This window comes from Gluconacetobacter dulcium (assembly GCF_014174165.1).
Lineage (GTDB): Bacteria > Pseudomonadota > Alphaproteobacteria > Acetobacterales > Acetobacteraceae > Gluconacetobacter > Gluconacetobacter dulcium.
The window spans coordinates 1-23,351 of record NZ_JABEQN010000012.1 but is presented as its reverse complement, the minus strand read 5'-3'; the positions used below and the strand labels follow the sequence as shown (position 1 = coordinate 23,351).

At 59.8% G+C, this 23,351-nt stretch carries 17 protein-coding genes; 13 read left to right on the top strand and 4 right to left on the bottom strand.

What is annotated here, in order from left to right:
* The first annotated feature begins 307 nt into the window (after positions 1-307).
* The 5 genes from HLH25_RS10750 (at position 308) to HLH25_RS10730 (ending at position 10,316) form a co-directional block, all read left to right on the top strand.
* Positions 308-1,243 carry a GDP-L-fucose synthase family protein gene (locus tag HLH25_RS10750; RefSeq protein ID WP_182974069.1) on the top strand — a complete coding sequence of 312 codons (936 nt, stop codon included), beginning with the start codon at positions 308-310 and terminating at the stop codon, positions 1,241-1,243.
* A 166-nt stretch (positions 1,244-1,409) separates the two neighbouring features.
* Positions 1,410-2,223 (top strand): IS5 family transposase gene (locus tag HLH25_RS10745; protein WP_182974148.1). Its coding sequence is split into 2 segments (ribosomal slippage): positions 1,410-1,604 and positions 1,606-2,223, totalling 813 coding nucleotides; the frame shifts between segments, so codons are not numbered across the junction.
* A 459-nt stretch (positions 2,224-2,682) separates the two neighbouring features.
* The gene (locus HLH25_RS10740) at positions 2,683-6,627 is read left to right on the top strand and encodes a hypothetical protein (RefSeq protein WP_220791781.1); all 3,945 of its coding nucleotides are present in this window, start codon (positions 2,683-2,685) and stop codon (positions 6,625-6,627) included.
* A 484-nt stretch (positions 6,628-7,111) separates the two neighbouring features.
* Positions 7,112-8,950, top strand: coding sequence for a M3 family oligoendopeptidase (locus tag HLH25_RS10735; protein WP_182974067.1), 1,839 nt, complete (start codon positions 7,112-7,114; stop codon positions 8,948-8,950).
* A gap of 34 nt (positions 8,951-8,984) precedes the next feature.
* Entirely contained in the window at positions 8,985-10,316 is a 1,332-nt protein-coding gene (locus HLH25_RS10730; protein ID WP_182974147.1) for an ABC1 kinase family protein, read from the top strand.
* A gap of 22 nt (positions 10,317-10,338) precedes the next feature.
* Here the strand turns inward: HLH25_RS10730 and HLH25_RS10725 are convergent, their stop codons facing one another.
* Positions 10,339-11,127 carry a DNA polymerase III subunit epsilon gene (locus HLH25_RS10725; protein ID WP_182974066.1) on the bottom strand — a complete coding sequence of 263 codons (789 nt, stop codon included), beginning with the start codon at positions 11,125-11,127 and terminating at the stop codon, positions 10,339-10,341.
* Positions 11,128-11,247: 120 nt separating this feature from the next.
* On the opposite strand from HLH25_RS10725, the gene uvrB reads away from it, so the two are divergent.
* The 8 genes from uvrB to HLH25_RS20015 all read left to right on the top strand — a co-directional run bounded on the left by uvrB (position 11,248) and on the right by HLH25_RS20015 (position 19,688).
* Positions 11,248-13,485 (top strand): excinuclease ABC subunit UvrB, encoded by a 2,238-nt coding sequence (uvrB, locus tag HLH25_RS10720; protein WP_182974065.1) that lies wholly within the window; start codon positions 11,248-11,250, stop codon positions 13,483-13,485.
* Positions 13,486-13,722: 237 nt separating this feature from the next.
* Complete coding sequence (locus HLH25_RS10715; protein ID WP_182974064.1) at positions 13,723-14,610, top strand: aldose 1-epimerase; 888 nt, start codon at positions 13,723-13,725, stop codon at positions 14,608-14,610.
* Between the two features lie 15 nt (positions 14,611-14,625).
* Complete coding sequence (greB, locus tag HLH25_RS10710) at positions 14,626-15,174, top strand: transcription elongation factor GreB (RefSeq protein ID WP_182974063.1); 549 nt, start codon at positions 14,626-14,628, stop codon at positions 15,172-15,174.
* 91 nt (positions 15,175-15,265) lie between these two features.
* Positions 15,266-16,261 carry a glutathione synthase gene (gene gshB, locus HLH25_RS10705; protein ID WP_182974062.1) on the top strand — a complete coding sequence of 332 codons (996 nt, stop codon included), beginning with the start codon at positions 15,266-15,268 and terminating at the stop codon, positions 16,259-16,261.
* A 114-nt stretch (positions 16,262-16,375) separates the two neighbouring features.
* Entirely contained in the window at positions 16,376-17,107 is a 732-nt protein-coding gene (locus tag HLH25_RS10700; RefSeq protein WP_182974061.1) for a class I SAM-dependent methyltransferase, read from the top strand.
* Positions 17,108-17,260: 153 nt separating this feature from the next.
* A complete protein-coding gene (locus tag HLH25_RS10695; RefSeq protein WP_182974060.1) occupies positions 17,261-18,598 on the top strand; it encodes a cbb3-type cytochrome c oxidase subunit I in 1,338 nt (445 codons plus the stop codon).
* Positions 18,595-19,539: a heme o synthase gene (gene cyoE, locus HLH25_RS10690; protein WP_182974059.1), complete on the top strand. Its 945-nt coding sequence runs from the start codon at positions 18,595-18,597 to the stop codon at positions 19,537-19,539. Before HLH25_RS10695 ends, cyoE begins: the two co-directional genes overlap by 4 nt.
* Before the next feature lie 11 nt (positions 19,540-19,550).
* On the top strand, positions 19,551-19,688 hold the full coding sequence (locus tag HLH25_RS20015; RefSeq protein ID WP_183010607.1) for a hypothetical protein: 138 nt from the start codon (positions 19,551-19,553) through the stop codon (positions 19,686-19,688).
* A 21-nt stretch (positions 19,689-19,709) separates the two neighbouring features.
* Here the strand turns inward: HLH25_RS20015 and HLH25_RS10685 are convergent, their stop codons facing one another.
* The 3 genes from HLH25_RS10685 to HLH25_RS10675 form a co-directional block, all read right to left on the bottom strand.
* Positions 19,710-21,164, bottom strand: coding sequence for a transposase (locus HLH25_RS10685; RefSeq protein WP_182974058.1), 1,455 nt, complete (start codon positions 21,162-21,164; stop codon positions 19,710-19,712).
* 73 nt (positions 21,165-21,237) lie between these two features.
* Positions 21,238-21,891, bottom strand: coding sequence for a VC0807 family protein (locus tag HLH25_RS10680; RefSeq protein ID WP_182974057.1), 654 nt, complete (start codon positions 21,889-21,891; stop codon positions 21,238-21,240).
* The gene (locus tag HLH25_RS10675) at positions 21,888-23,261 is read right to left on the bottom strand and encodes an 8'-apo-carotenoid 13,14-cleaving dioxygenase (protein WP_182974056.1); all 1,374 of its coding nucleotides are present in this window, start codon (positions 23,259-23,261) and stop codon (positions 21,888-21,890) included. The genes HLH25_RS10680 and HLH25_RS10675 overlap by 4 nt, the downstream gene beginning before the upstream one ends.
* Positions 23,262-23,351: the final 90 nt, after the last annotated feature.

The following is a 23,351-nucleotide window of genomic DNA, read 5'->3' as shown; positions in this document are numbered from 1 at the left end:
ATTGGTCATTATAATTCACCGCGCCCGCACTCGGCTCTCGCTGGACGTATGCTCGATGAGGCGTATCATGGGTTTGCTCCGACACCGTTGCCGGGGTTAGCCCCGGCAACGGTGTCGGTCAGCGACAACGAGAAATTGGCGGCATAGCAACACCGGGCAATAGCTTATTCAACCCGCAAATCTGTAGGAGCGAATGGGGTCACCTCTGGTCGATGGGAAATATGAGCATTGATTTATCGTAAAAAATGGCTAAAAATATCAAGCTAAAGACACTCATTGTAAGTCGTGGCGGAGCGTGGGAAATAGAATGCTCGATAAAAATGAAACGATATTGATTAGTGGGGCCGGCGGAGTTATCGGTCGTGCTTTGGTAAGAGAATTAAATTCAAGAGATTATAATCATGTTGTAGCATTGACGTCATCTGATGGTGATTTGCGAGATCAAGCCACAACCAATAAAATATTTTCGGAAGTAAAGCCTAAAGTCGTTTTCCATCTTGCCGCTCGTGTGTCGGGTATAATGGGCAACATGAAAAATCGAGCCGCAGCATATGTAGATAATATACGTATCAATACGAATGTTATCGAAGCCGCACATTTCGTTGGCGTAAGAAAAATCGTTGCCATGGGTACGGCCGCTGTCTATTCGGATTTATGCACATTACCCATTTCAGAAGACGATATCTGGCTCGGGCCGCCGCACTCATCCGAAGCTCCTTATGGGCATGCCAAACGTGCGATGTTGGCGCAACTTGAATCTTTCAAAGAGCAATATGGTCTCGACTATGCTTACTGCATATCGACCAATCTATTCGGACCGTATGACAAGTTCGACGAAAAATTTGGCCATGTTCTGCCGTCTCTCATTTCGAAATTCCATCGTGCGGTCAGTGATGGCACTGAGGTAACGATATGGGGCGATGGTTCGCCTCAGCGTGACTTTCTTTATTCGAGAGATGCTGCATCGGCGATGCTTCTAATTGCAGACCATGTCAGTGGATCGGTGAACTTGGCCACGGGTCAATATGTTCGCATCAGGGATGTCGTAGACATTCTTGCACGTATCTCTGGATACAAAGGTAAAATAAACTGGGATACGAGCATGCCAAATGGACAGATGCTTCGGGAATATTCTGTCGAGAGGTTGAAGAACGCCGGGTTCGTTCAGGAGTATTCATTGGATCGTGCACTTTTTGAAACATATTCTTGGTACTCAGAGAATTTTTCTTCCGTAAGAAGGTAGATTGTGTTTGATTGTAGGGTCCCGAGAGTAAATTAATGCTCCTTTTTTATAAAGGGAGGCAATTTTTTTGGTAAGTGTCTCACCGGAAACGAGTTGAGTGATTTCAGTGACTTATGATTCATGGGTTTTGCGAGAGCCTGATGAGATCAGGATGGCCTAGACTGAAATCACCCGCGCACAGTATCGCCGGGACGACCTTGAGTATGCAAGTGACCTGCGCGATGCGGAGTGGGCGCTTATTGTGCCGCGGATGCCCGAGAGGAAGCGACTGGGAAGACCGCTACGCACGGATTTGCGCCGGGTCATGGAGGCGATCCTCTATATCGTCACCACGGGCTGCCAGTGGCGGCAATTGCCACGTCAACTTTCCCGCCTTCAGGACCGTACAGGGCTATTTCTATCGCTGGATCCGCGAGGGACGATGGGAGGCCATGAACCATATTCTCGTGATCCTGTCGCGTGAGCAGGAGGGACGAGACGCGACACCTTCGGTGGGCATTATCGACAGCCAGTCAGTTAAAACCTCTGAAAATGGCGGCTCACGCGGTTATGACGCGGGCAAGAAGATCAAGGGACACAAGCGGCATATCGCGACCGACACGCTGGGTCATGTCGTGGCGGCTGTCGTGCATCCCGCCGACGTTCAGGATCGTGACGGTGCGCCGCTGGGAGCGGCCAGGATACGCTCCTTGTTCCCCTGGCTTCGCCATCTGATCGGTGACGGGGGATATTCCGGTGAGAAGTTGCGTGCTGCGCTGGCTGAACTCGGCCGATGGACGATCGAGATCGTCAAGCGTAGCGATCGGGCCGAAGGCTTCGTTGTCCTGCCGCAACGCTGGATCGTGGAGCGTAGCTTTGCATGGCTCGGACGCTGCCGCCTCACGAAGGATTTTGAGGCAACAATCTCCTCATCCCACGCGTGGCTGATGATCGCTCATATCCGCAGAGTTCTACGAAAAATCAATCAAACCGCTTTCTGATTTAGGCTCTAACCAAAAACGACCCAGTTTGTCGGGAGCAGATCAGGTCGCTGACCGCCCCATAGTCGCCATTTTATATCGCTTTGGAACTCTGCACCGATTTGATATGATACGTACAATCCTTATAGCGTATGATGCGCACATCAAGATTTAACTAGAGCATTTCCATCGAAAACCGGTTCGGTTGAAATGCTCTAGTTTATCGCTTTTACGAGCATCTTCACCTACTTGAATGCACGCATTCAAACAGGATATGGTCTGGTTGAACGCATAATTAATGACGTGTATGTATATTCCCGCCCAAATTGATGTTGGGGTTATTTCCCAGCCTGCGGTATCGACCTCATTTCGGAGAAATTTAACCTTGTCTGAACGAATGCATGGGCCGCCTGACGAGTATGCAATCAGAATCGGTTGGTCAATTTTATAAAAACTTCATGGAGAGGTATGAAAAAGAGCATGACAAAAAAAAACGATACAGACTGGAGTACTTTAATTGATCTTATTGATCGTAGCGAAGTAGTATCCTTTGATGTATTTGAAACCCTTGTCTGGCGTATATACCAATATCCTGTTGATCTGTTCGCCCATATTGAAGAAAGCTGTGGCGCTCCAAAATTCAGGGAAGAGCGGCAGACCGCCGAAATGCGGGCGCGTAGCCTGGCCCGGGTTGCTGGGCGTGATGAAGTAACGCTAGACGAAATTTACCAGCAGCTTCCAGCCGCCCTTCGTAAGTACAAGCAGATCGAAATCGATCAGGAAATTGCTTCCTGCTATCGTGATGACTGGATGTACAATATCTATTCTTATGCTCTCTCGAAGGGAAAGCGTATCGTCCTAGCCTCCGATATGTATTTGCCAGAAACAGTCATCAAAACAATACTGTCAAATGCAGGATATGATAATTATGAGCGCCTTTTTCTCTCATCTGTAACCCTACACCCTAAAGCGACCGGTCTGCTTTTCCGTGATCTTATCGATTATGCCCAGGTGCCCGCAAACAAAATCCTGCATATCGGCGATAATAACCATTCAGATTTCGTGATGCCGCAGGCCGCAGGTCTGCAGGCCTATCTTTATGTCCCCGCGCTTGAACGCCTAGGTGGCGTAGCGGAACAGACCCTGTTCCAGACCCTTGCCCAAGCTCCGTTTGCGGGTTCGGCGGTTAATTCTCTCTTCCAGGGGCTGGTTGCACATTACCGGATGAAAAATCCGGAGCCAGATTACTGGGAACGCTTCGGATACGTATATGGGGGGCCAATCGCATCTGGCTTCTGTCAATGGATCCGTGAGCAGTGCGACGAGAATAAGATTTCCCATGTCGCGTTCCTGGCCAGGGATGGATACATCTTCAAGGAAGCGTTCGACGCGCTTTATCCGGATTTCAGCACAAGCTACGTTTATGCATCAAGGCGTTGCTTTCTCCTTGCTGCGCTGAAGAGTGTCGATAAATCATTCCTCGATCTCATAGCTAGTGAGCATCTCCTTGATCGTTACGATATTCCTTGGACTTTTAAGGATTTCCTCCATCAGCTTGCCCTTGACGAGCCCGAATTGGCCCTTGCCTTCAGGGAGCGTTTCCCTGAACAGGATGCTGCGGTCAAAACAGCCGAACAGCTTGAGAAAGTGCGTGAATTCTTTGAAGATTACGAGGACACCTTGCTGGCGGCGGGTGCTCGGGAACGTGCTGACCTTCTTGCATATTTTGATCGGCAGGGTCTCTTTTCCGAACCATTGGCAATTGTCGATCTTGGGTGGAAAGGCACGCTGTATAAAAATATGCGTGCGATCTGTCGGCTGGGAAATAAAACGTTTGATCCGCTCCCTCTCTATTACGCAACGCATGAATACGACACATTTGATTGCCAGCTAGCGAGTTACGCACTCGATCAGGGCCGCCCCCAGGAGAGTGTGCTCAACACACATCTTGGCGTTACGCTTTTGGAGATGATGTTCTCTGCGCTGCATCCGAGCATCCTGAAGCTGCGCCGGGCGGGCAATGAATTCGAGCCTGTCTACCGCGATGAAGACAACGGGAATGATAAGGCGCGCCTTGACGAGCTTTCTCGTATCAAGACTGGTATCCTGAAGTTTGTCGAAGATTATGCCAAGGCTACGAAAGAACTGCCGCTTGATATTCCTGGCGAGTTGAGTGTCGGCCCGCTCAAGTCGTTCATCGAAAACGTTACCGTTGATGACAGGCGGCAGTTTGCCAATGTCGATTATGTTGGCGGTATCGGTAACGTACAGCGCTATGAACGGATCATGCCCCCCTATCAGGAGCGGTGCTTTGCGCTAGTATCGCCATGGCCCGGTAGTCTGAGTGCTGAGAATGAACTGATCGTCCGGATATGCAAGGCAGCACGGGAAATCGGTGTGCAGGCGGTACCCGTCTCATGTGACGGCAGGCTGTTGAACCGTGAATATCAACTGACTGGTAATGTCATTGTAATCGAAGAAATCCCGTTTGCGATTGCACTCCATTATGACACCATCAAGACACTTGATACCTTCTATTATTTTTCTCTGTGGAACCCGCCTGAAATTCCCTTGCGGACCCCGCTGTACCCACGTGCCGTGGATAGCTACATCTCTTATGATGACTACCTGACAACCGGATCGACACGGATCAGGAATCATCTTCGCAGCATCACGCGGGATACGCCACGGCCGCTTGATGGAATGAGTGAACTTTTTCCTTCATTCAGTGCCTCTGCAATGATGGAACCCTCCTTACGCAAACCGATTTTATTCTACTGTGGGATGAATTGGGAGAAGGTTGTTTACGGCACAGGCGCTCGTCATGAAGGGCTGCTGAAGCTACTTGACCGCTCCGGGAAAATAAAATTTTTCGGCCCGGAACGTATCGCGTCCTGGGGCGGCATCCATGCATGGGAGGGATTTACGTCCTATTGCGGGATGATTCCGTTTGATGGTCATTCAATTATTGAAGAGATCAACAAGTGCGGTGTGGTGCTGGTTCTTTCGTCGAACGATCATCGGCGCTCCGGAATGGCGACCACGCGTCTCTATGAGGCTTGCGTTGGGGGAGGGGTGATCATTTCAGATGACAACCCCTTCGTACTCGAACATTTCAAGGACGCCGCACTCTTTATCGATTATGACGTCAACAATCCGACCCGTACCTTCAGCCAGATCATGGAGAAGTTTGATTGGATCCAGACGCATCGGGAAGAGGCCATCGATCTCGTCAAGCGTGCACAGGCTATTTTCCGCGCCAAATTTACGCTTGAAGGCAGCCTGCAGGCGATCTTTGCCAAGCATGATGAGCGTAAGGCGCTGGTCTCACAGTACCTGCATGCACGCTCGGAATCCGAAAAGGTTCTGGCTGTCTATGTGATCGAAGGAGGATTTTTCGATATCTGGCAGAAGGTCAGGCTCGAGCGGATCATCGAGAACGTCCGTCGGCAGGATTATCAGAACATCCATCTGGTTGTCGCTTGTGACGTAAGTATCCAGCACCTTATTCGATACTATTGTGAGAAAAAAGCGGCTGGCGTTCAGATAGACATAGTGCCGCGCAAGATGATCAACAAGCAGGGTACGTCCATTCTCACGCAGGGAAACGTGATTGACGACATCTGTCGCGAGTTTGAGCATGATTTCCTCATGTTTACCGGATCGACCGAAATATGGTACCGCGATCACGTCACGACGTTAAAACGTCAGCTTGAGAATAATCTTGATGCAGTCATTGCCTATTCTGGCAGGAGTAGTGCGGAACGGGACGGTCGTCGTACGCTCAACAGATTTGGTCCGGTAAATATGTACCTGTTCCTGGAAGCGACGGATATCCTTCCTGGTGAACTTCTGTTCCGCAGGACCGTAGAGGAATACCTGCAACCATTCGATTTCGACTTTCTAGATGGAATCGAGTATTTTGCCTATTTCCTGATGGCTCATTACAAGCATGGCAAGCAGGCTGTATTCTCCCATCGTATCACCTTTGCCGTAGCGCCTTTCCTTCCCGCAAGGAATGAGGCTCTGGCTCTGATCAAGGCGGCGCAGATACGATTTGTTCGGGATCTCGTTCGCTTTGAAATTGACAGTATTCGCGCTGAGTCCCTTCAGGGACCCGGTGATGCGACGGCTCCTGCAGGTAACGGGCAGGAGGCGCTGTCTCTCAGGAACGAGCTTCTCGCTAGAACGACGGAGTTGGTCACCATGAAAGCTGCACTACAGGAAGCTATATCTGTACGCGACAAGCATTTGGAAAATGTACGTCGCGAATTGGCTGAACGTACGGCTGTTTCCGAAGCACTCCTGTCGGATATTGCCGACCGTGATGAAGAATTAATTAAAATAAGGGAGATACTTGTGGAACGGACACGCATTGCTGAAGATGCCATTGCGCAACTCAATGCGATGGATGCTCTAGTATAGGGGCTTCATTCGCTAGATTTTTATTTTATTGGTCTGGTCTGAATCTTCCAAACCGCTTCAGATCAGACTATTTTTATTTGTAAAAACGAATATGTTCCAATCGTGCATCTGTCCGATCTCCGGTAAAGCAGATGCTACCATGCAGGGTAGTCAGGGTATCAGCACGCCCGAGATCCTTCACCGGTCTTGGAGCCTCGATCTAGGACTCACGGCTGAATTTCCGTCTCGTCATATCCCCCTATCCAGTTCCTTCATCTCGATCTTATCTACGTGCTTACAAAACCGCCAGCAGCCCATTATGAGAATATATGGTGCGTGGCCTTTCACCGCCCCTCGCGTGTCTATCGATAGAAATGGTCTAGCATGGTTGTGGAGGCGGGAAATTGCTACGGTCACTAACGGCGACATGTGGGGAACAGTCTGTTAGATGTTGCGGCATGATCGCCTCGAATGACCGTGCCGGGGACGATAGAGGAGCGTAGCGATGCAACATCCGACTCTCGTCTTTGGCCCGACGGGCTTCCCTGCGGCACAGGCGGCCGATGACGGGGGGCCAGTGCGGACGGTCGGGGACCTGCCGCGTTGGGATCTGCAGGACCTGTATGAAAGCCCCGAATCGGATGTACTGCGCACCGATCTGGCACAGGCAGAATCGGATGCCGCTGCTTTTTCCGCTGCCTGGAAGGGGCGGCTGGGCGAGGTCACACCGGCCGGACTGGCTGAGGCGATCGGGGAGTATCAGCGGATCGACGAGGTGCTGGGGCGGGCAGCGTCCTACGCGCAATTGCTGTTTGCCGGCGATTCGTCCGATGCCGGAATCGGACGGTTTTCGCAATCGATCAATGAGCGGCTGACGGATATTTCCAGCCATCTTCTGTTCTTCACCCTGGAGTTGAACCGGATCGGGGATGAGGAATTGTCCGCGCGTCTGACTGATCCGGGGCTGGCGGTGTGGGGGCCGTTCCTGCGGGATCTGCGGGTTTTCCGACCGCATCAATTGTCCGACGAGATCGAACAGGTCCTGCACGAAAAATCGGTGACGGGGGCTTCGGCGTGGAGCCGGCTGTTCGACGAGACGATGGCCGGGTTGCGCATTCCGCTGGACGGGCGGGAGTTGACGGTGGGCGAGGCGCTGAATCGGCTGTCGGATCAGGACCGCGCGGTGCGCGAGCGGGCGGCGAAGGCGATCGGCAGCGTGTTCGGCGGTAATATCAAGCTGTTCTCACTGGTCACCAATACGTTGGCCAAGGACAAGTCGATTATCGATTCGCTGCGGCACTATCCGCGCCCCGGTTCCTACCGCAATCGCAGCAACATGGTCGAGGATGAGGTCGTCGACGCGCTGGTGCAGGCGGTGACCGAGGACTATCCCCGCCTGTCGCATCGCTATTACGCGATGAAGGCGCGCTGGCTGGGGCTGGAAAAACTGGAACATTGGGACCGCAACGCCCCGCTGCCGGCGGCGGATGAACGGATTATTCCATGGGACGAAGCCACGCGGCAGGTGCTGGCGGCCTATGAAGGGTTCGATCCGCGTATGGGGGAGGTGGCTCGGCGCTTCTTTGACAATCCGTGGATCGATGCGCAGCCGGTGCCCGGCAAGGCGTCGGGGGCCTTTGCGCACCCGACCGTGCCGTCGGTCCATCCGTATCTGCTGCTGAATTATCATGGCCGTGCGCGTGACGTGATGACGCTGGCCCATGAACTGGGCCATGGGGTGCATCAGGTGCTCGCGGCGCCGCATGGTTATCTGATGTCTGGCACGCCGCTGACGCTGGCCGAGACGGCAAGCGTATTCGGCGAGATGCTGACCTTCCGTGCGCTGCTGGATGCCGAGACCGATCCGGAGCGGCGGCGGCTGATGCTGGCAGCCAAGGTGGAGGACATGCTGAATACGGTCGTGCGCCAGATCGCGTTCTACCGGTTCGAGACCTTGGTGCATGACGAGCGGAAATCGGGTGAATTGCTGCCCGAGCGGATCGGCGCTATCTGGCGGCAGGTGCAGACCGAAAGCCTGGGGCCGGCCTTCAACTTTACGCCGGATTATGACGTGTATTGGACCTATGTCCCGCATTTCATTCATTCTCCGTTCTACGTCTATGCGTATGCATTCGGGGATTGCCTGGTGAATGCGCTATATGGCGTGTTTACCTCAGGCCATGCGGGGTTCCAGGACAAATATCTGGACATGTTGCGGGCGGGGGGCACGATGCGGCATCGCGAATTGCTGGCGCCGTTCGGGCTGGATGCGGCCGATCCCGGGTTCTGGCGCAAGGGGCTGGACGTGATTGCCGGATTTATTGACGAACTGGAGCGTGCCTGACGTGGCGGAGGAACGGGATCTCGACAATACCGGCATGTTCGGCGAACTGCGCCGGATGGTGCGGACGTCGGGTGCGGTCGGCGGCATCGCCGCGCGCATCGCGGGCCATAAGATGGGGCTGCGCACCAGCAGCGCCACCCATGCCGGTGATCTGAAATCGGTTCTCGGCAGCCTGAAGGGGCCGCTGATGAAGGGGGCGCAGCTTCTCTCTACCATTCCCGGTGCGCTACCGGATGAATATGCGGCGGAGTTGGCGCAGCTTCAGGCCAACGCGCCGCCGATGGGATGGAGTTTCGTTCGTCGCCGCATGGCTGCCGAACTGGGGCGAGACTGGGAGCGGCGTTTTCGCTCGTTCGAGCATGAGGCGGCGGCGGCGGCTAGTCTGGGTCAGGTGCATCGGGCCGTGCTGCCGGACGGGCGCCGGGTGGCGTGCAAGCTGCAATATCCGGACATGCAGGCGACCGTGGATTCCGACTTGCGCCAGTTTCGCATGGCGGTGGGGCTCTATTACCGCATCGACAGTACGATCAAGCAGGACGACGTGCTGGTGGAGCTGACGGCCCGGTTGCAGGAGGAACTCGACTATCTGCGCGAGGCGGCGAACCTGCGGCTTTACAATCTGATGCTGGCCGAGTGTTCCGATGTCAGTATACCGATGCCGGTCGAGGACCTGACGACGCGGCGGCTGCTGGTGATGGACTGGCTGGATGGGCGGGGCGTGCAGTCGGTGCTGGATACCGACCCCGCGCAGGAGCAGCGCAATGCCATGGCGCGGGCGCTGTTCCATGCCTGGTATGTGCCGCTCTATCGCAATGGTGTGATCCATGGTGACCCGCATATGGGCAATTTCACCGTGCGGTCCGATTACGGGCTGAATCTGCTGGATATGGGGGCGATTCGGATCTTCCCGGCGCGGTTCGTGCAGGGGATCATTGACCTGTATCGCGCGCTGGAGACCAATGACGAGGATCTGGCTTATCATGCCTATCAGGCATGGGGCTTTACCGACATGTCGCGCGAGACCATGCGGGTGCTGAACGAGTGGGCACGCTTTATCTATGAGCCGCTGATGCAGGATCGGGTGCGGGCGATCCAGGAAAATGACGACCCGCAATATGGCCGCGTGGTGGCCGAGCGGGTGTATGCCGGCCTGAAACAGACCGGGGGAGTGCGCCCGCCGCGTGAGTTTGTGCTGGTGGACCGCTCGGCGATCGGTCTTGGCAGCGTGTTCCTGCGGTTGGGGGCGAAGCTGAACTGGTACCGACTGTTCCAGGAACTCATCGCCGATTTCGATGCGGCCAAACTGGCGGCGCGGCAGGCGGACCTGATGCGGCAGGCGCGGGTACCCGCGCCTGTCGAAGGCTGAACCTCGCAGTCCTTCGGAGACGTTAGAGTGGGAGTGCGAGTTGCTGTATAGAGGCGTCGTCGTGCCCCGCGCGGCGGGCGCGTTCCGTACGAAGAGCGAAGGCCAGGTCGGGGCCGGGTGGCTTGGGGCTGGCCAGCAGTCGGTCGAGATCGGAGGATGTCAGTGTGCCGATGCGGCGGCCCCGCAGCGGGCCGTGCGGCACTTTTACCAGAAGCGCCGGTTGGCGCGACCAGCGCAGCAATTGCTCCACTGATGCCAGCGCCAGCATGTCGCGCAGATGGTGGGCCGTGACGTAGGCATCGGGGCCGGCGCGATGGGCGGGATTGCCCAGATGCTTCTCCAGTCCCGCCGGGCGGCGGGAATAGCGCAGCCCCTGATTGGAATGGCCGGGTTCGTCCGGCCACAGGCGCAACGCGCATTTATAGGTGCAGATCCATCTGGTGCCGGCCATCAATGTGGGAGGCAGGAGGGCGCGCAGCCAAGTTTGCTCGAAACTGGCGCGGTGGGCTGCGAACGCCTGAGGGCGAGCCGGCGGATGGAGGATTGCGGGCGCGACGGCGGTGATCGGCGGGGCGTCGCACACGTCCTGGTCGGTGATGTGGTGGATCGCTGTGGTCCATGGTGCGATCGGGCCGCCGGGATAAGTGAGCTGCGCACAGGGAGGCGCTGCCAGATGCCAGCCGTCGGGTGTGTGCATCACATCCTGCCAGCCGATCTCGACGACGCCGCCATGGGCGGCGTCGCGGCCGCTGGTTTCCAGATCGACGACCCGGACATAGGGGGCGGATTGGGGGGACAGGGTACCGTCCATCCGACCAGTGTAGGGACCGGCGGCGGGATTCCAAAATCGAATCGGTAATCCTGGCGTGCCGGCTGATGTGCGCGTTAGGGCTCTTGCGCTGGCGCCGTGTGATCCCCACAGTCCTGAACCATGCCCCCGCCCGCCCGCAAAAAGACCCGTCGTCCCGATCCGTCGGAAGAGATCGTGACCTTCCAGCCCGAACGCCAGCCGGCGAAGGAGAAGACGCGGCGGCTGGTCATCCAGTCGCCCTACGAACCGGCGGGCGATCAGCCGCGCGCCATCGCCGAACTGGTGGCCGGGATCGGCGCGGGAGAACGCGATCAGGTGCTGCTGGGCGTGACCGGGTCGGGGAAGACCTTCACGATGGCGAAGATCATCGAGGCCACCCAGCGGCCGACGCTGATCCTGGCGCCGAACAAGACCCTGGCGGCACAGCTCTATGGCGAGATGAAGCAGTTCTTCCCCGACAATGCGGTGGAATATTTCGTCAGCTACTACGATTACTACCAGCCGGAAGCCTATGTGCCGCGCTCGGACACGTATATCGAGAAAGACAGCCAGATCAACGAGCAGATCGACCGGATGCGCCATGCCGCCACCCAGGCGCTGCTGGAGCGCAACGACGTCATTATCGTGGCCTCGGTGTCGTGCATCTATGGTATCGGGTCGGTCGAGACCTATTCGCGCATGGTGGTGCGGCTGGAAACCGGGGGCGAGATCGACCGCGACAAGCTGGTCAAGGCGCTGGTCGAACTGCAATATCGCCGCAACGATGCCGCTTTCCAGCGCGGAACCTTTCGCGTGCGTGGCGAGACCGTCGATATTTTTCCGGTGCAGAACGAGGATCGGGCCTGGCGGGTTTCGCTGTTCGGCGACGAGATCGATTCGATCACCGAATTCGATCCGCTGACCGGCGACAAGACCGGGGACCTGCAGGAGGTCAGTGTCTACGCCAACAGTCATTACGTGACGCCGCGCCCGACGCTGACCCAGGCGGTGACGAGTATCAAGCACGAACTGCGCCAGCGGCTGGCCGACTTTACGGCGGAAGGTAAATTGCTGGAAGCCGAACGGTTGCAGCAGCGGACCACGTTCGACCTCGAGATGATCGAGACGACCGGCGTCTGCAAGGGAATCGAGAATTATTCCCGTTACCTCTCGGGCCGCAAGGCGGGCGACCCGCCGCCGACGCTGTTCGAATACCTGCCCGAGGATGCGCTGCTGATCGTCGATGAAAGCCACGTGACCGTGCCGCAGATCGGCGGCATGGAGCGGGGGGATTTCGCGCGCAAGTCGATCCTGTCGGAATTCGGGTTTCGCCTGCCGTCCTGTCTTGATAACCGACCGCTGAAATTCGCGGAGTGGGACAAATTTCGTCCGATGACGGTCTTCGTCAGCGCCACGCCGGGGCCATGGGAGATGGGGCGAGTGGGGGGCGTGTTCGCCGAACAGGTGATCCGCCCCACCGGGCTGATCGATCCGGTGACCGAGATCCGGCCGGTGGAGCGGCAGGTGGACGATCTGCTGGCGGAGTGCCGCACGACGATCGCGGCCGGAGGCCGGGTGCTGGTTACCACCCTGACCAAGCGCATGGCCGAGGATCTGACGGATTACATGAACGAAGCCGGTATCCGGGTCCGTTACCTGCATTCCGACGTCGATACGCTGGAGCGGATCGAGATTATCCGCGACCTGCGCCTGGGAGCGTTCGACGTGCTGATCGGCATCAACCTGCTGCGTGAGGGGCTGGATATCCCGGAATGCTCGCTGGTAGCGATCCTGGATGCGGATAAGGAGGGGTTCCTGCGCTCACGCACCTCGCTGATCCAGACCATCGGGCGGGCGGCGCGCAATATCGACGGGCGCGTGCTGCTGTATGCCGATACCATGACGGACAGCCTGCGCTATGCGATCGAGGAAACCGCGCGGCGGCGGGCAAAACAGTCGGAATGGAACACCGAACACGGGATCACGCCGCAATCGGTCCGCAAGCATATCGGCGAGGCGCTTTCCTCGGTCTTCGAGCAGGATTACGTGACCGTTACGCCGACCAAGGGGGCCGACGTGGCGGAATTTGTCGGCAAGGATCTGGGCAGTACCATCGCGGAACTGGAAAAGCGGATGCGCGCGGCGGCGGCGGACCTGGAATTCGAGACCGCCGCGCGGCTGCGCGACGAGATCAAGCGGCTGGAGGCACTGGATCTGGGTCTGGACCCGGTGCCCGTGCCGGTATCGACAGCGGGTGTCGCCGGCAGCACCGGCCGGCCGCCACGGCGGAAAGGGCAGGGGCCTGAACCGCTGGGGCCGGGTGGTGGCGGTTACGACCCGGCCAAGGCGCGCGGTGGCCGTCGGCGGGGCGGACGCTAGAGCATCATCCGACCAGATGGATTGATCTGTTCGGATAAAGATGCTCGAAAAATCAATAGTCTAGAGTCATATCGGTGAACCAGTGTGAACGGATATGGCTCTGGAGAGTAGATCCTGTTTGAATCTTTGCGGTCGAACGGGTGAGGATGTTCGTAAAAACAATTAAGTCAGAGCATTTCCACCGACCTGTGTCCGGTGGGAAAGCTCTGGGGTGAACAGGGACGGGAACAGAAACGGATGATCGAACTGAAGGCGGGAGCGGCGCGGCTTGGCCTGCTTCCCGAACTGGGCGGTGCGGTGACCTTCTGGAAAAGTGGCGGGGTCTGCGTGCTCGAAGCCGTCAGCGACCCGAACCTGCTGGCACAGAAGGGGCACACGGTTGCGGCCTATCCGTTGGTGCCGTTCTCCAATCGCGTCGCGGACGGGCATTTTCGCTTCGATGGCGCGGAATACAGGATGAAACCGAATTTCGGCGGCGAGCAGCATGTGATCCACGGCAATGCCTGGGAACATTCATGGGAACTGGAATTGCTGGCCGACGATAGTGCCACGCTGCAACTGGAATGGCATCCGCCCTATGATCGCCCGATGGATGAATGGCCGTTCGCCTACCGTGCGCAGACCCGTTTCGACCTGCGCGAGGACAGCCTGGCCGTGGGGATGGTGATCGAGAATATCGACCAGCGGCCGCAGCCGGTCGGATTGGGGTTCCATCCTTATTTTCCCCGGCGTGGCGGGGTGAAGGTGGGGTTTTCAGCCGATACGGTGTGGACGAATGACGAGCGGCACCTGCCGGCGTTGCGCGTGCCGGCCACGGGCGAATGGTCGTTCGAGCATATGCGCGCCGTCACCGACCAGGCGATCGACAATTGTTATGCCGGCTGGGATGGCGCGGCCTTTCTGCGCTGGCCGGATGACGGGCTGGCACTGACCATTTCGGCCAGCCCGACCTTTCGGCACCTCGTGCTGTTTACCCCGCCGGACAGGAATTTTATCGCGATCGAGCCGGTGAGCAACATGAACGATGCGCTGAACCACGCCGGCGTGACCGACCGGGGGATCACGATCCTGGCGCCGGGGGCACGGCTGGAAGGGCACATCCATTTTGCACTCACTGCCTGCTGAGGCAGTATGCGGCCCATGACGCACGATGATGACGACGATGACGAGGCGCGGCCGCGCGCCATAGACGGGGTGTGTCGCTACATTACCCCGACCGGCATGGCGGCGACGCGGCGGGAACTGAGTGCCCTGCTGTATGAAGAGCGGCCGCAGATCGTGGAGATCGTGTCCTGGGCCGCTGGCAATGGCGACCGTTCGGAAAATGGCGACTACCTGTACGGCAAGAGGCGCCTGCGCGAGATCGACCGGCGTGTGCGATTCCTGACGCGCCGGATCGAGAAGGCGATCGTGGTCGACCCGGCGGCGCAGACCCAGCGGAATCGGGTCTTCTTCGGGGCCACCGTGACTTATGTGACGGAGGAGGACCAGGAGCGGACGGTCGTGATCGTGGGGGTGGACGAGGCTGATCTGGCGGTGGGGCAGGTCAGTCTGGCATCGCCGATCGCACGAGCCCTGCTTGGTGGCCATGTGGGGGATGAAGTGCGGGTCATGACCCCGTCGGGTGCGGACCTGATCGAGATTATGGCCATTTCCTACCCCGAACCTGTCGGGATGAATGCGCTATGAGGTTTTTCGCGGCCGAGAACTCGACTAAGAAGCAGGGGCCGGTGACAGATCGTGTCATCAAGGTATCGGATTGTGCCTGGAGGTCGCGTTCATGTCCCGCTCGCTGAAGGTTGCCGTGCAGATGGACCCCTTGTCGGGGATCGACATCAATGGTGATTCGACTTTTGCCCTGATGCTGGAAGCACAGGCGCGGGGGTATGATCTGTTCGTCTACCAGGTGCAGGGGCTGAGCCTGCGTGAGGGGCGTGTGGCCGGTGGCACGCGGGCCGAGCGGCTGACGGCGCGGGCGCGCCCGGTGCGGGTGCGGCGGGTTGCGGGCGATCATGCCGAGCTGGGCGATGAGCAGGTGATCGACCTTGCCGCGATGGATGTGATCCTGATGCGCCAGGACCCGCCCTTCGATATGGCCTATATCAGCGCCACCCATATGCTGGAGCATGTGCATGGCGTCGGGCCGGGCAAGGCCCTGGTGGTCAATGACCCGGAATGGGTGCGCAATGCACCCGAGAAGCTGCTGGTCACGCATTTTCCTGACCTGATGCCGCCGACCCTGGTGACGTGGGATGTGCTGGCGATCCGCGATTTCCGCGCCGAATGGCGCGATATCATCGTCAAGCCGCTGTTCGGCAATGGCGGGGCGGGTGTGTTTCGCATCCGCGAAGATGACGAGAACCTCAATTCGCTGCTGGAGATGCATTTCGCGCGTTCGCGGGAGCCGCTGATGATTCAACGCTATGAGCCGGCGGTGCGCCGGGGGGACAAGCGGATCATCCTGGCCGATGGCGCGCCGATCGGTGCGATCAACCGCGTGCCGGCGCAGGGCGAGGCGCGGTCGAACATGCATGTGGGCGGCAAGGCCGTGCAGGTCGAACTCAGTCCCAGGGATCGTGAGATCTGCGAGGCGATCGGGCCGATGCTGCGAGAGAAGGGGCTGATCTTCGTGGGGATCGACGTGATCGGGGACTGGCTGACGGAGATCAATGTCACGTCGCCCACGGGGTTGCAGGAAATCGATCGTTTCGATGGCATCAATTCCGCCGGGCTGATCTGGGACTGCATCCTGCGGCGGCTCGACGGTGGCGAATAACGGGCGCCGGGACGGCGGACGAGGAAAAGGAATGGGTGATTTGCGCTGTGGCATGGGGCTTTGGTCCGCTATCCCCTTGAAGACAATCGCCCGGCAGGGCACAGAGGGTTCCCGATGAGCAACGTTCTTCAAGATGCGCCAGCCGAGGCGGATGCAGCGGCTGGCCTTGCCTGCGCCCCGGTTCCGCGTTCAGCCCTCGATGCCGCGGCTGTCAAGGCCGCCTATCGCCGGTGGGCCGGAGTTTATGACACGGTCTTCGGTGGTGTTTCGGCTTTCGGGCGCAAGCGGGCGGTCGCTGCCGTGAATGGCCTGCCGGGGGCGGCGGTGCTGGAGGTCGGCGTGGGTACCGGTCTGGCCCTGCCGCATTATCGCGCTGACAAGCGCATTACCGGAATCGACCTGTCGGGCGACATGCTGGATCGTGCGCGCCAGCGGGTGGCGCGGATGAACCTGCGCAATATCGACGCCCTGTTGGAAATGGATGCCGAGGATACGCGGTTCGCGGATGCGTCATTCGATATCGCGGTGGCGATGTTCGTAGCGTCGGTCGTGCCCAATCCCCGCCGTTTGCTGGCGGAACTGAAGCGCGTGGTGCGGCCGGGTGGGCATATCCTGTTCGTCAACCATTTCCTGGCCACGGGCGGCGTGCGGCTGGCGGTCGAACGCGGCATGGCGCGGGCCTCGCATTCGCTGGGCTGGCATCCGGACTTCGCGATGGAAGCGTTGCTGCCGCCTGACGATCTGGCCCGCGCCACCATTCAGCCGGTGCCGCCTGCCGGTCTGTTCACGCTGGTTACCCTGCCGCGCCTGGCCGCGCCGGCCCGCGTGGAGAAGCCCGCCGCCTGAAGCAGCTCCGCCGTGTCGGCATGACCGGAATGCCGGCCATGCCGGAGGCGGGGGCTGCTGGCTCTCGTCTTGAGTGTCCAGTTTCGGTAACATGATCATGATTTCGAGCACAGTCGCCCTCCGGGCGACCCATCGGCGCAGGAGAAGTGGCGTATGCCGGCAGAGAGGCAGGTCCGGACGAAGGTCGCAGCCGGGGGCTTCCTGATGCGGGGCGGCGGCCTAAGCGGCCATAAGGCGGTTGGAACGCTTTATCTGGTCATGGCGGTTTTGGCCGGCCTGATCGGCGGGGGGCTGGCGCTGCCGTTGCGCATCGGGGTGGATACAGATGCCTCGTGGGGCCGGATGGCGATCGATCACGGCGCGCTGATGGTGTTGTTCTGCGCCCTGCCTGCTCTGGTCGGTGGCTTCGGTTCGTGGTTCGTGCCACTGCTGCTGGGCGCGCCCGACATGGCGTTCCGCCGCCTGAATCTGGCCTGCTGGGCCGGGGTGGCCCTCAGCTTCGGTCTGGTCGTGGCCGGTGTGTCCACGGCGGCCGCGATGGTGCTTTGGTGCGTGGCGATGCTGGGACTGGCGATCAATATTGTTGCCACGGCCTTGAATATGCGTGGCCGTACCGTCGCGCTGGGTGCCATGCCGCTGTTCGTCTGGGCACAGGTTCTGACGGCGATGATGATGGTGATCGTCCTTCCGGTGCTGGCGGCGGCGCTGACGCGCGGTCTGCTGGCCGGTGCGGGCTTCGATATTGTGGTAAGGGCGATGCATGCCTTTTCCGGCCCGGAAGTCGGGCTGCTGCTGCTGCCGGCGGCCGGTGTGATCTGCCAGTTGGTCGAAACCTTCTCGGGTGTCGGACTGCGCCTGCGCGAAACCGCCCTGGGGGCGATGGTCGTGCTCTCGGTCGGCGGGGCGTCGGTCTGGGTGCATGATGTCTTCGCCACGGGGCTGGTGGCGCAACCTGATGCGCGGCCGCTGATCGAGCAGGCCGTCATGGCGTTGCCGATGCTGGTACTGCTGGTGGCGTGGGGCAGGACGATTATGGCCGGGCGGCCGGTCTTCCGTGTGCCGATGCTGTGGGCGGTCGCCTTCATGGCGATGCTGGTTGCTGCGCCGTTGCAGGTGCTGGCGGATGGCGGGGCCGGTGCGCATGCACTCTTGCTGCCGGCGGCGCTGTTTGCCGCGTTTGGCGGTTTTTATTACTGGATCGGCAAGATGGCCGGTGGCGCCTATCCTGAATGGATGGGGCGCCTGCATGTGGCGCTGGCGGTCGGCGGCAGCGTCTTGAGCGTGTTGCCGGGTGGCGTGATGGCGGGTGTGGCGATGCAGGGCCTGTCGATGCTCGCCTTCGTTGCCGTGCTGGCCGTGGCGCTGCTGGGGCGACGCCGTGTTTCGGGCAATTACTGGGGGGCGGGTGCCCGGACCCTGGAATGGACGTTGCCCTCGCCCGCGCCGCGTGACTCCTTCGCCGGCTTCATGGTCGGAGGGGCCGGGGCATGAGCGCCAGCGCATCTGCCTCCGAGACGCCGCGTTTCGACGCGGCGCTGGTCGGGACCGAGGCCCGCGACTGGTTCGCGCTGCTCAAGCCGCGCGTGATCTCGCTGGTGGTGTTTACCGGTGCGGCCGGCATGGCCATGGCGCCGGGCCATTTGAACCCGGTGATCGCGTGCGTTGCCATCCTGTGCATCTGCATGGCGTCGGGTGCGGCAGGTGCGATCAATATGTGGTATGACCGCGATATCGACGCGATCATGACCCGTACCGCGCGGCGTCCCATTCCTGACGGGCGCATTCATCAGGATCAGGCGCTGGGGTTCGGCATCGGTCTGTCGACGGCGTCGGTGCTGCTGATGTGGCTGGCGACGAATGCGCTGGCCGCGTTTATCCTGGCGTTTTCGATCTTCTTCTATGCCGTGATCTACACGATGTGGCTGAAGCGCTCGACGCCGCAGAACATCGTGATCGGCGGGGCGGCTGGCGCGTTTCCGCCCATGATCGGCTGGGCGGCGGCGACCGGATCGCTGGATGTGATGCCGGTTGTGATGTTCGCGATCGTGTTCCTGTGGACACCGCCGCATTTCTGGTCGTTGTCGCTTTATGCGTGCAAGGATTACGGCCGCGCGGGCATTCCGATGCTGCCGGTGGTGCGCGGAGCCCGGCATACGCGCTGGCAGATCCTGATCTATACGCTGATCCTCTCGGCGGTGTCGCTGGTGCCGTCGGTGCTGCATCAGGCGGGATGGCTGTATTCCGTCACCGCGGTGCTGCTGAATGCCGGATTCGTGGGATGTGCGGTGGGTGTGCTGCGTGACCGGCAGGATGCGGCCGGCGTAAGTCTGACCGGTGACGGCGCGGCGCGGCGGGCATTCCGCTTCTCGCTGCTCTATCTGTTCCTGCTGTTCTGCGGCCTGTTGGCCGATCATTTTCTGATCATGGGCTGAGGAGGCCGGTGATGGACCAACCGTTTGCCATGACCCCCGACCAGTCCCGGGAATGCGTGCGCCGCCATCGTGGCCGGGTTCTTGGTGTCGCTTTTACGCTACTCGGCCTTGCGGCCGTGTTTTATGGTCTTGCCCTGGTGCGCATGTAACGACCTGGGGTTCAAGGTTTCTCACGACGCGGCTTTTCTAGCTGGGTTCAGGATGAGGAACAGAAAAGCCAGCGCGGCCTGGTCGTCGGGGAAATAGCCGCGTGCCTGGACAGTCCGTCCGAGCATTGCCTGCATCGCCTTGATGGTGCTCATGGCGGATAGGAGCATCCGTCCCCACGGGCTGTCCGCAACTGTGGCGAAGGGCATTTTCCCGGCGATGGGTGGATAGCCCTGCAAAGCGGCGAAATCGGGCAGATGGTGCAACAGGTGGTCGATCGAGGGGTGGATCAGTGCCTGCGGGAAGGCCGTGTGGATGGCAGCCGGAAAGTCGTTATGCTCATCGACCACAGCCATCAGGATATCTTCCACGCTCCGCTTCTTTAGCGCATCCATGATGTGCTGCCCCAGTGCGGGGCTTTCGTGCTGTTCGATCCATAGGCCGAGAACGTCAATAGTGCCGTCGAGGCGCATGCCCAGCACAAGATGTACCGGTTTGTCGTACACAATGCCGCCGTCACGGATCCTCATTCGCAATGTCTCGAAGAAGATCACAGGATAGAGCGCGTTCAGCCGGCCTCCCTGCCAGGCAGCGACGGTATCGAGAAAGGCACCGGTTACCTGACCGGTCCGCTCCGGGGACAGGTCCTCACCCTCGGTCTCCTGCACGGGCTCCTGGATCGTGCGGTTACCCATTGCGGGCGCATACATTGCGACCATTCGCTCGTCGACTCCGGGGAAATGTTGGACCTCCTGGGCGAGGGATTCGGGATCGAGCGTCTCTGTGAGGTCGGGGGAAAGGTCCGGCACGATGGCGTCGGTATCGGTCTGCGTGATGTGCGGCCCGTTGCCGATATGGCGAGCGGCCGGGAGATGCGTGCCCGGTTCTTGATCCAGTCCGCTGTTGAGCAGACGTTCGGTCAATATCTCTTCCTCGGTCGCGCGGCCGCCGCTTTGTGTCCTGTCGGGGATCGTGGGGTCTGTTTGAGCCTGCTTCAGGAGAAGGGCGGTGCTCTCGTGGCTGGCCGGCGAGGTGGCCTGATCCGGAGCCGACATCAGGGTACGTTCATAAGCCCGTTCCCGGGTGGCGGGATTGGACATTTCTTCAGCGGTCGCCATCATGATGAAAGCTTGATCCATGGTGGCTTGCGCGGCGTCGTCGGCGGCTGGCGGGATCTGGCCTGCCGGGACAAGTGGTGTGTCCGGGTCCATGATCTGGTCTGAGTCGGCTGGAAGTGCGGCCGATGGGAGGGGAACGTTGTGGAGGGCTTCGGGGCTGTTTGCCGCCTCGGCTGAAAGGAAGGCCAATGCCGCAATGGCTTCGGGCGACAGGGTGACGGTATCGCCTTCAGCGGGGGGCGGAGACTTGTCGGAACGGTTGCCGCCGGGCGGGGCGCCCCCGGCCTTCGAGGTGTCGCTCTCTGCTCCTGGAAAGGAGATGGGGATCGACTCCGGTTGTATGGGGGCGATCCTGGTCATCGGGCTTTTCCATGGGCGGAGTGGGAGCCGGTAAGGTCTCTTTCAAGGATTAGTAAATCGTTAAGATTGTGTCTTATGTCGTGGTCGGAGCTTGGCCCATGGTGCCATGCCGTATCCGATGGCGCCGGTACAGAAGCGTCCATAGCGCGAGGCCCCCCATTGTGGGGTAGCCGAGGATCGGGCCGACCACGAGATATGTGCTGATCGGCAGGCTGTAGATGAGCGCGACCGAGACGACGACGTTTGCCAGGAGACCCAAACCCCACACCAGTGTCATGACCATGATGGTGCACCGGACGCGGGTATCGTTTCGGTGCGTGTCGAAATCGGCGAGGGCCTGGGAGGATTGGCGTGCCATTGTGGCCCGTGCCAGCGGGGCGATCAGTGGCTTGCCGATCGCAGCCGAGAAGAGGAAGGCCAGGCCGATCAGAAATGTCACCGCCTGTTCGCGCAACTCCAGCAGTCGTGCCGATCCGCTGCCGATGAAGGCGAGCAGTGAGAGTGCGATGCCGGCCAGGGCAATGAGGGAAAGCGCATCAATCCGTCGTCTGATCACGAATCCGCCGACGCTCCACAGCAACGGCGGCATGGACGAGGCCAGGAGTGCCTGCACGTCGCCCCAGCCGGCTTGCATCCGGTCGTAGATCAGCACGGGAGCGGCGAAATTTACCGTCAGATCGAGCAAAATGAGCGCAAGACCGGGGCTGCGACGGCGCAGACTGTTCATCGGGTTTCACCCCTGCCGATCCAGTTGCCGTGGAAGCCGGGCGGTACGCGGTGGGGCAGATGAATGGTTGCGACGGGTGGTTCCTGAAACCGGCGGGCATCGAGGATGACGAGGTCGGTCGTTTCTGTTGCCATGTCGATGACGAAGCCGATCAGCCAGCCATGCCCTTCGGGACTGTCCGCTGTCTCGGGCACGAAGACGAACTCGCCGGGATAGTGGTTGGCGCCGAAATCGTGGATCTGCCGTTCGCCCGTCGTAAGGTCGTGCGCGTAGAGCGCCGTGGCGTCGATGAAGCGATCTGCCGGATCAGGCGGCAGGGCGAGGCTCCAGACATAGCGATAGGGCTGGCCGAAGAAACGTTCGTCCGGGCGGGGAAATTCCTGCGGTGCGGCGTCGAGCGTGCGGATGGTGACCGTGCGGTCGGCGGGGTTGATGATCCAGCGTTCCAGTCCGCGTGATCGTGCATCCGGCCCCTGAGCGCCGGTTCCGAACATCGTATCATAGACACATAAATCCAGGATAACCTTTCCGTCTGCCGTATCATGGGCGTTGGCGACGTGGAAAGCATATCCAGGGGACACCGGACACCAGATGATGTCTTCCTGCCGGCCCTGGCGCGGCATCAGTCCGACCCGTGCGGCGTGTGCCGGGTTCCAGCGATAGGGGAAGCCGTGTCCCGCGACGAGGGTCTTCATCGAAAAAGTGACCGGCAGATCAAGGATAATCACGAAGCGATCGGTGATTGCGCAGTCATGGATCATCGGGCCGTGCTTTACAGCGACCGGTTCTTCGCGGATCACCTGCCGGGTGGCATTGACGACGACGTGGCGGATGATGCCCGGTTCGTGGCCCTCGTAGCAGATCGCGTGCTGTTCGCCGGTTTTCGGATCGCGGTGCGGGTGCGCGCTGAAGGAGCCTTGCAGCGTGCCGTCGAACGGATTGTAGCACTGGTCGTCGAGCGTCTCGCCGAGCTCGACCGGGTAGCTGCCTGCCTCGACCAGGGCGAAGGTGCGGCCGCCGATCGCGACGACATTGGTATTTACCGTATCGAAATCATGGCGCGGCCCCGGCGCGGGGGCGACGCCGCGCGCCCTGGCGACGGCGTTGGAACGGATCCAGCGGTTGCGATACCAGACGGCCCGGCCGTCGGCGAGCGCGAGCCCGTGCACCATGCCGTCGCCGATGAACCAGTGATAGGAGGCGGGATCGGGTGCGACCGGGTTGGGGCCGATACGCAGGTAGCGCCCGTCGAGCCCGGCGGGGATCGTGCCTGTCACGGCCAGTTCGGTGAGCGTCCGTTCCTCGGTCATGGGCGTGTGCATGCCGGTCAGGAACGGGTTGGCGTGCGTGGGGGCAACTGTGTTGATCATGTGATCTGCAAAGTCTGACCTTTCTGGATCATGGCATTGAGGATGACGAGAAGCTGGCGTGCGATGGCGATAAGGATGGTCTTGGGTGCC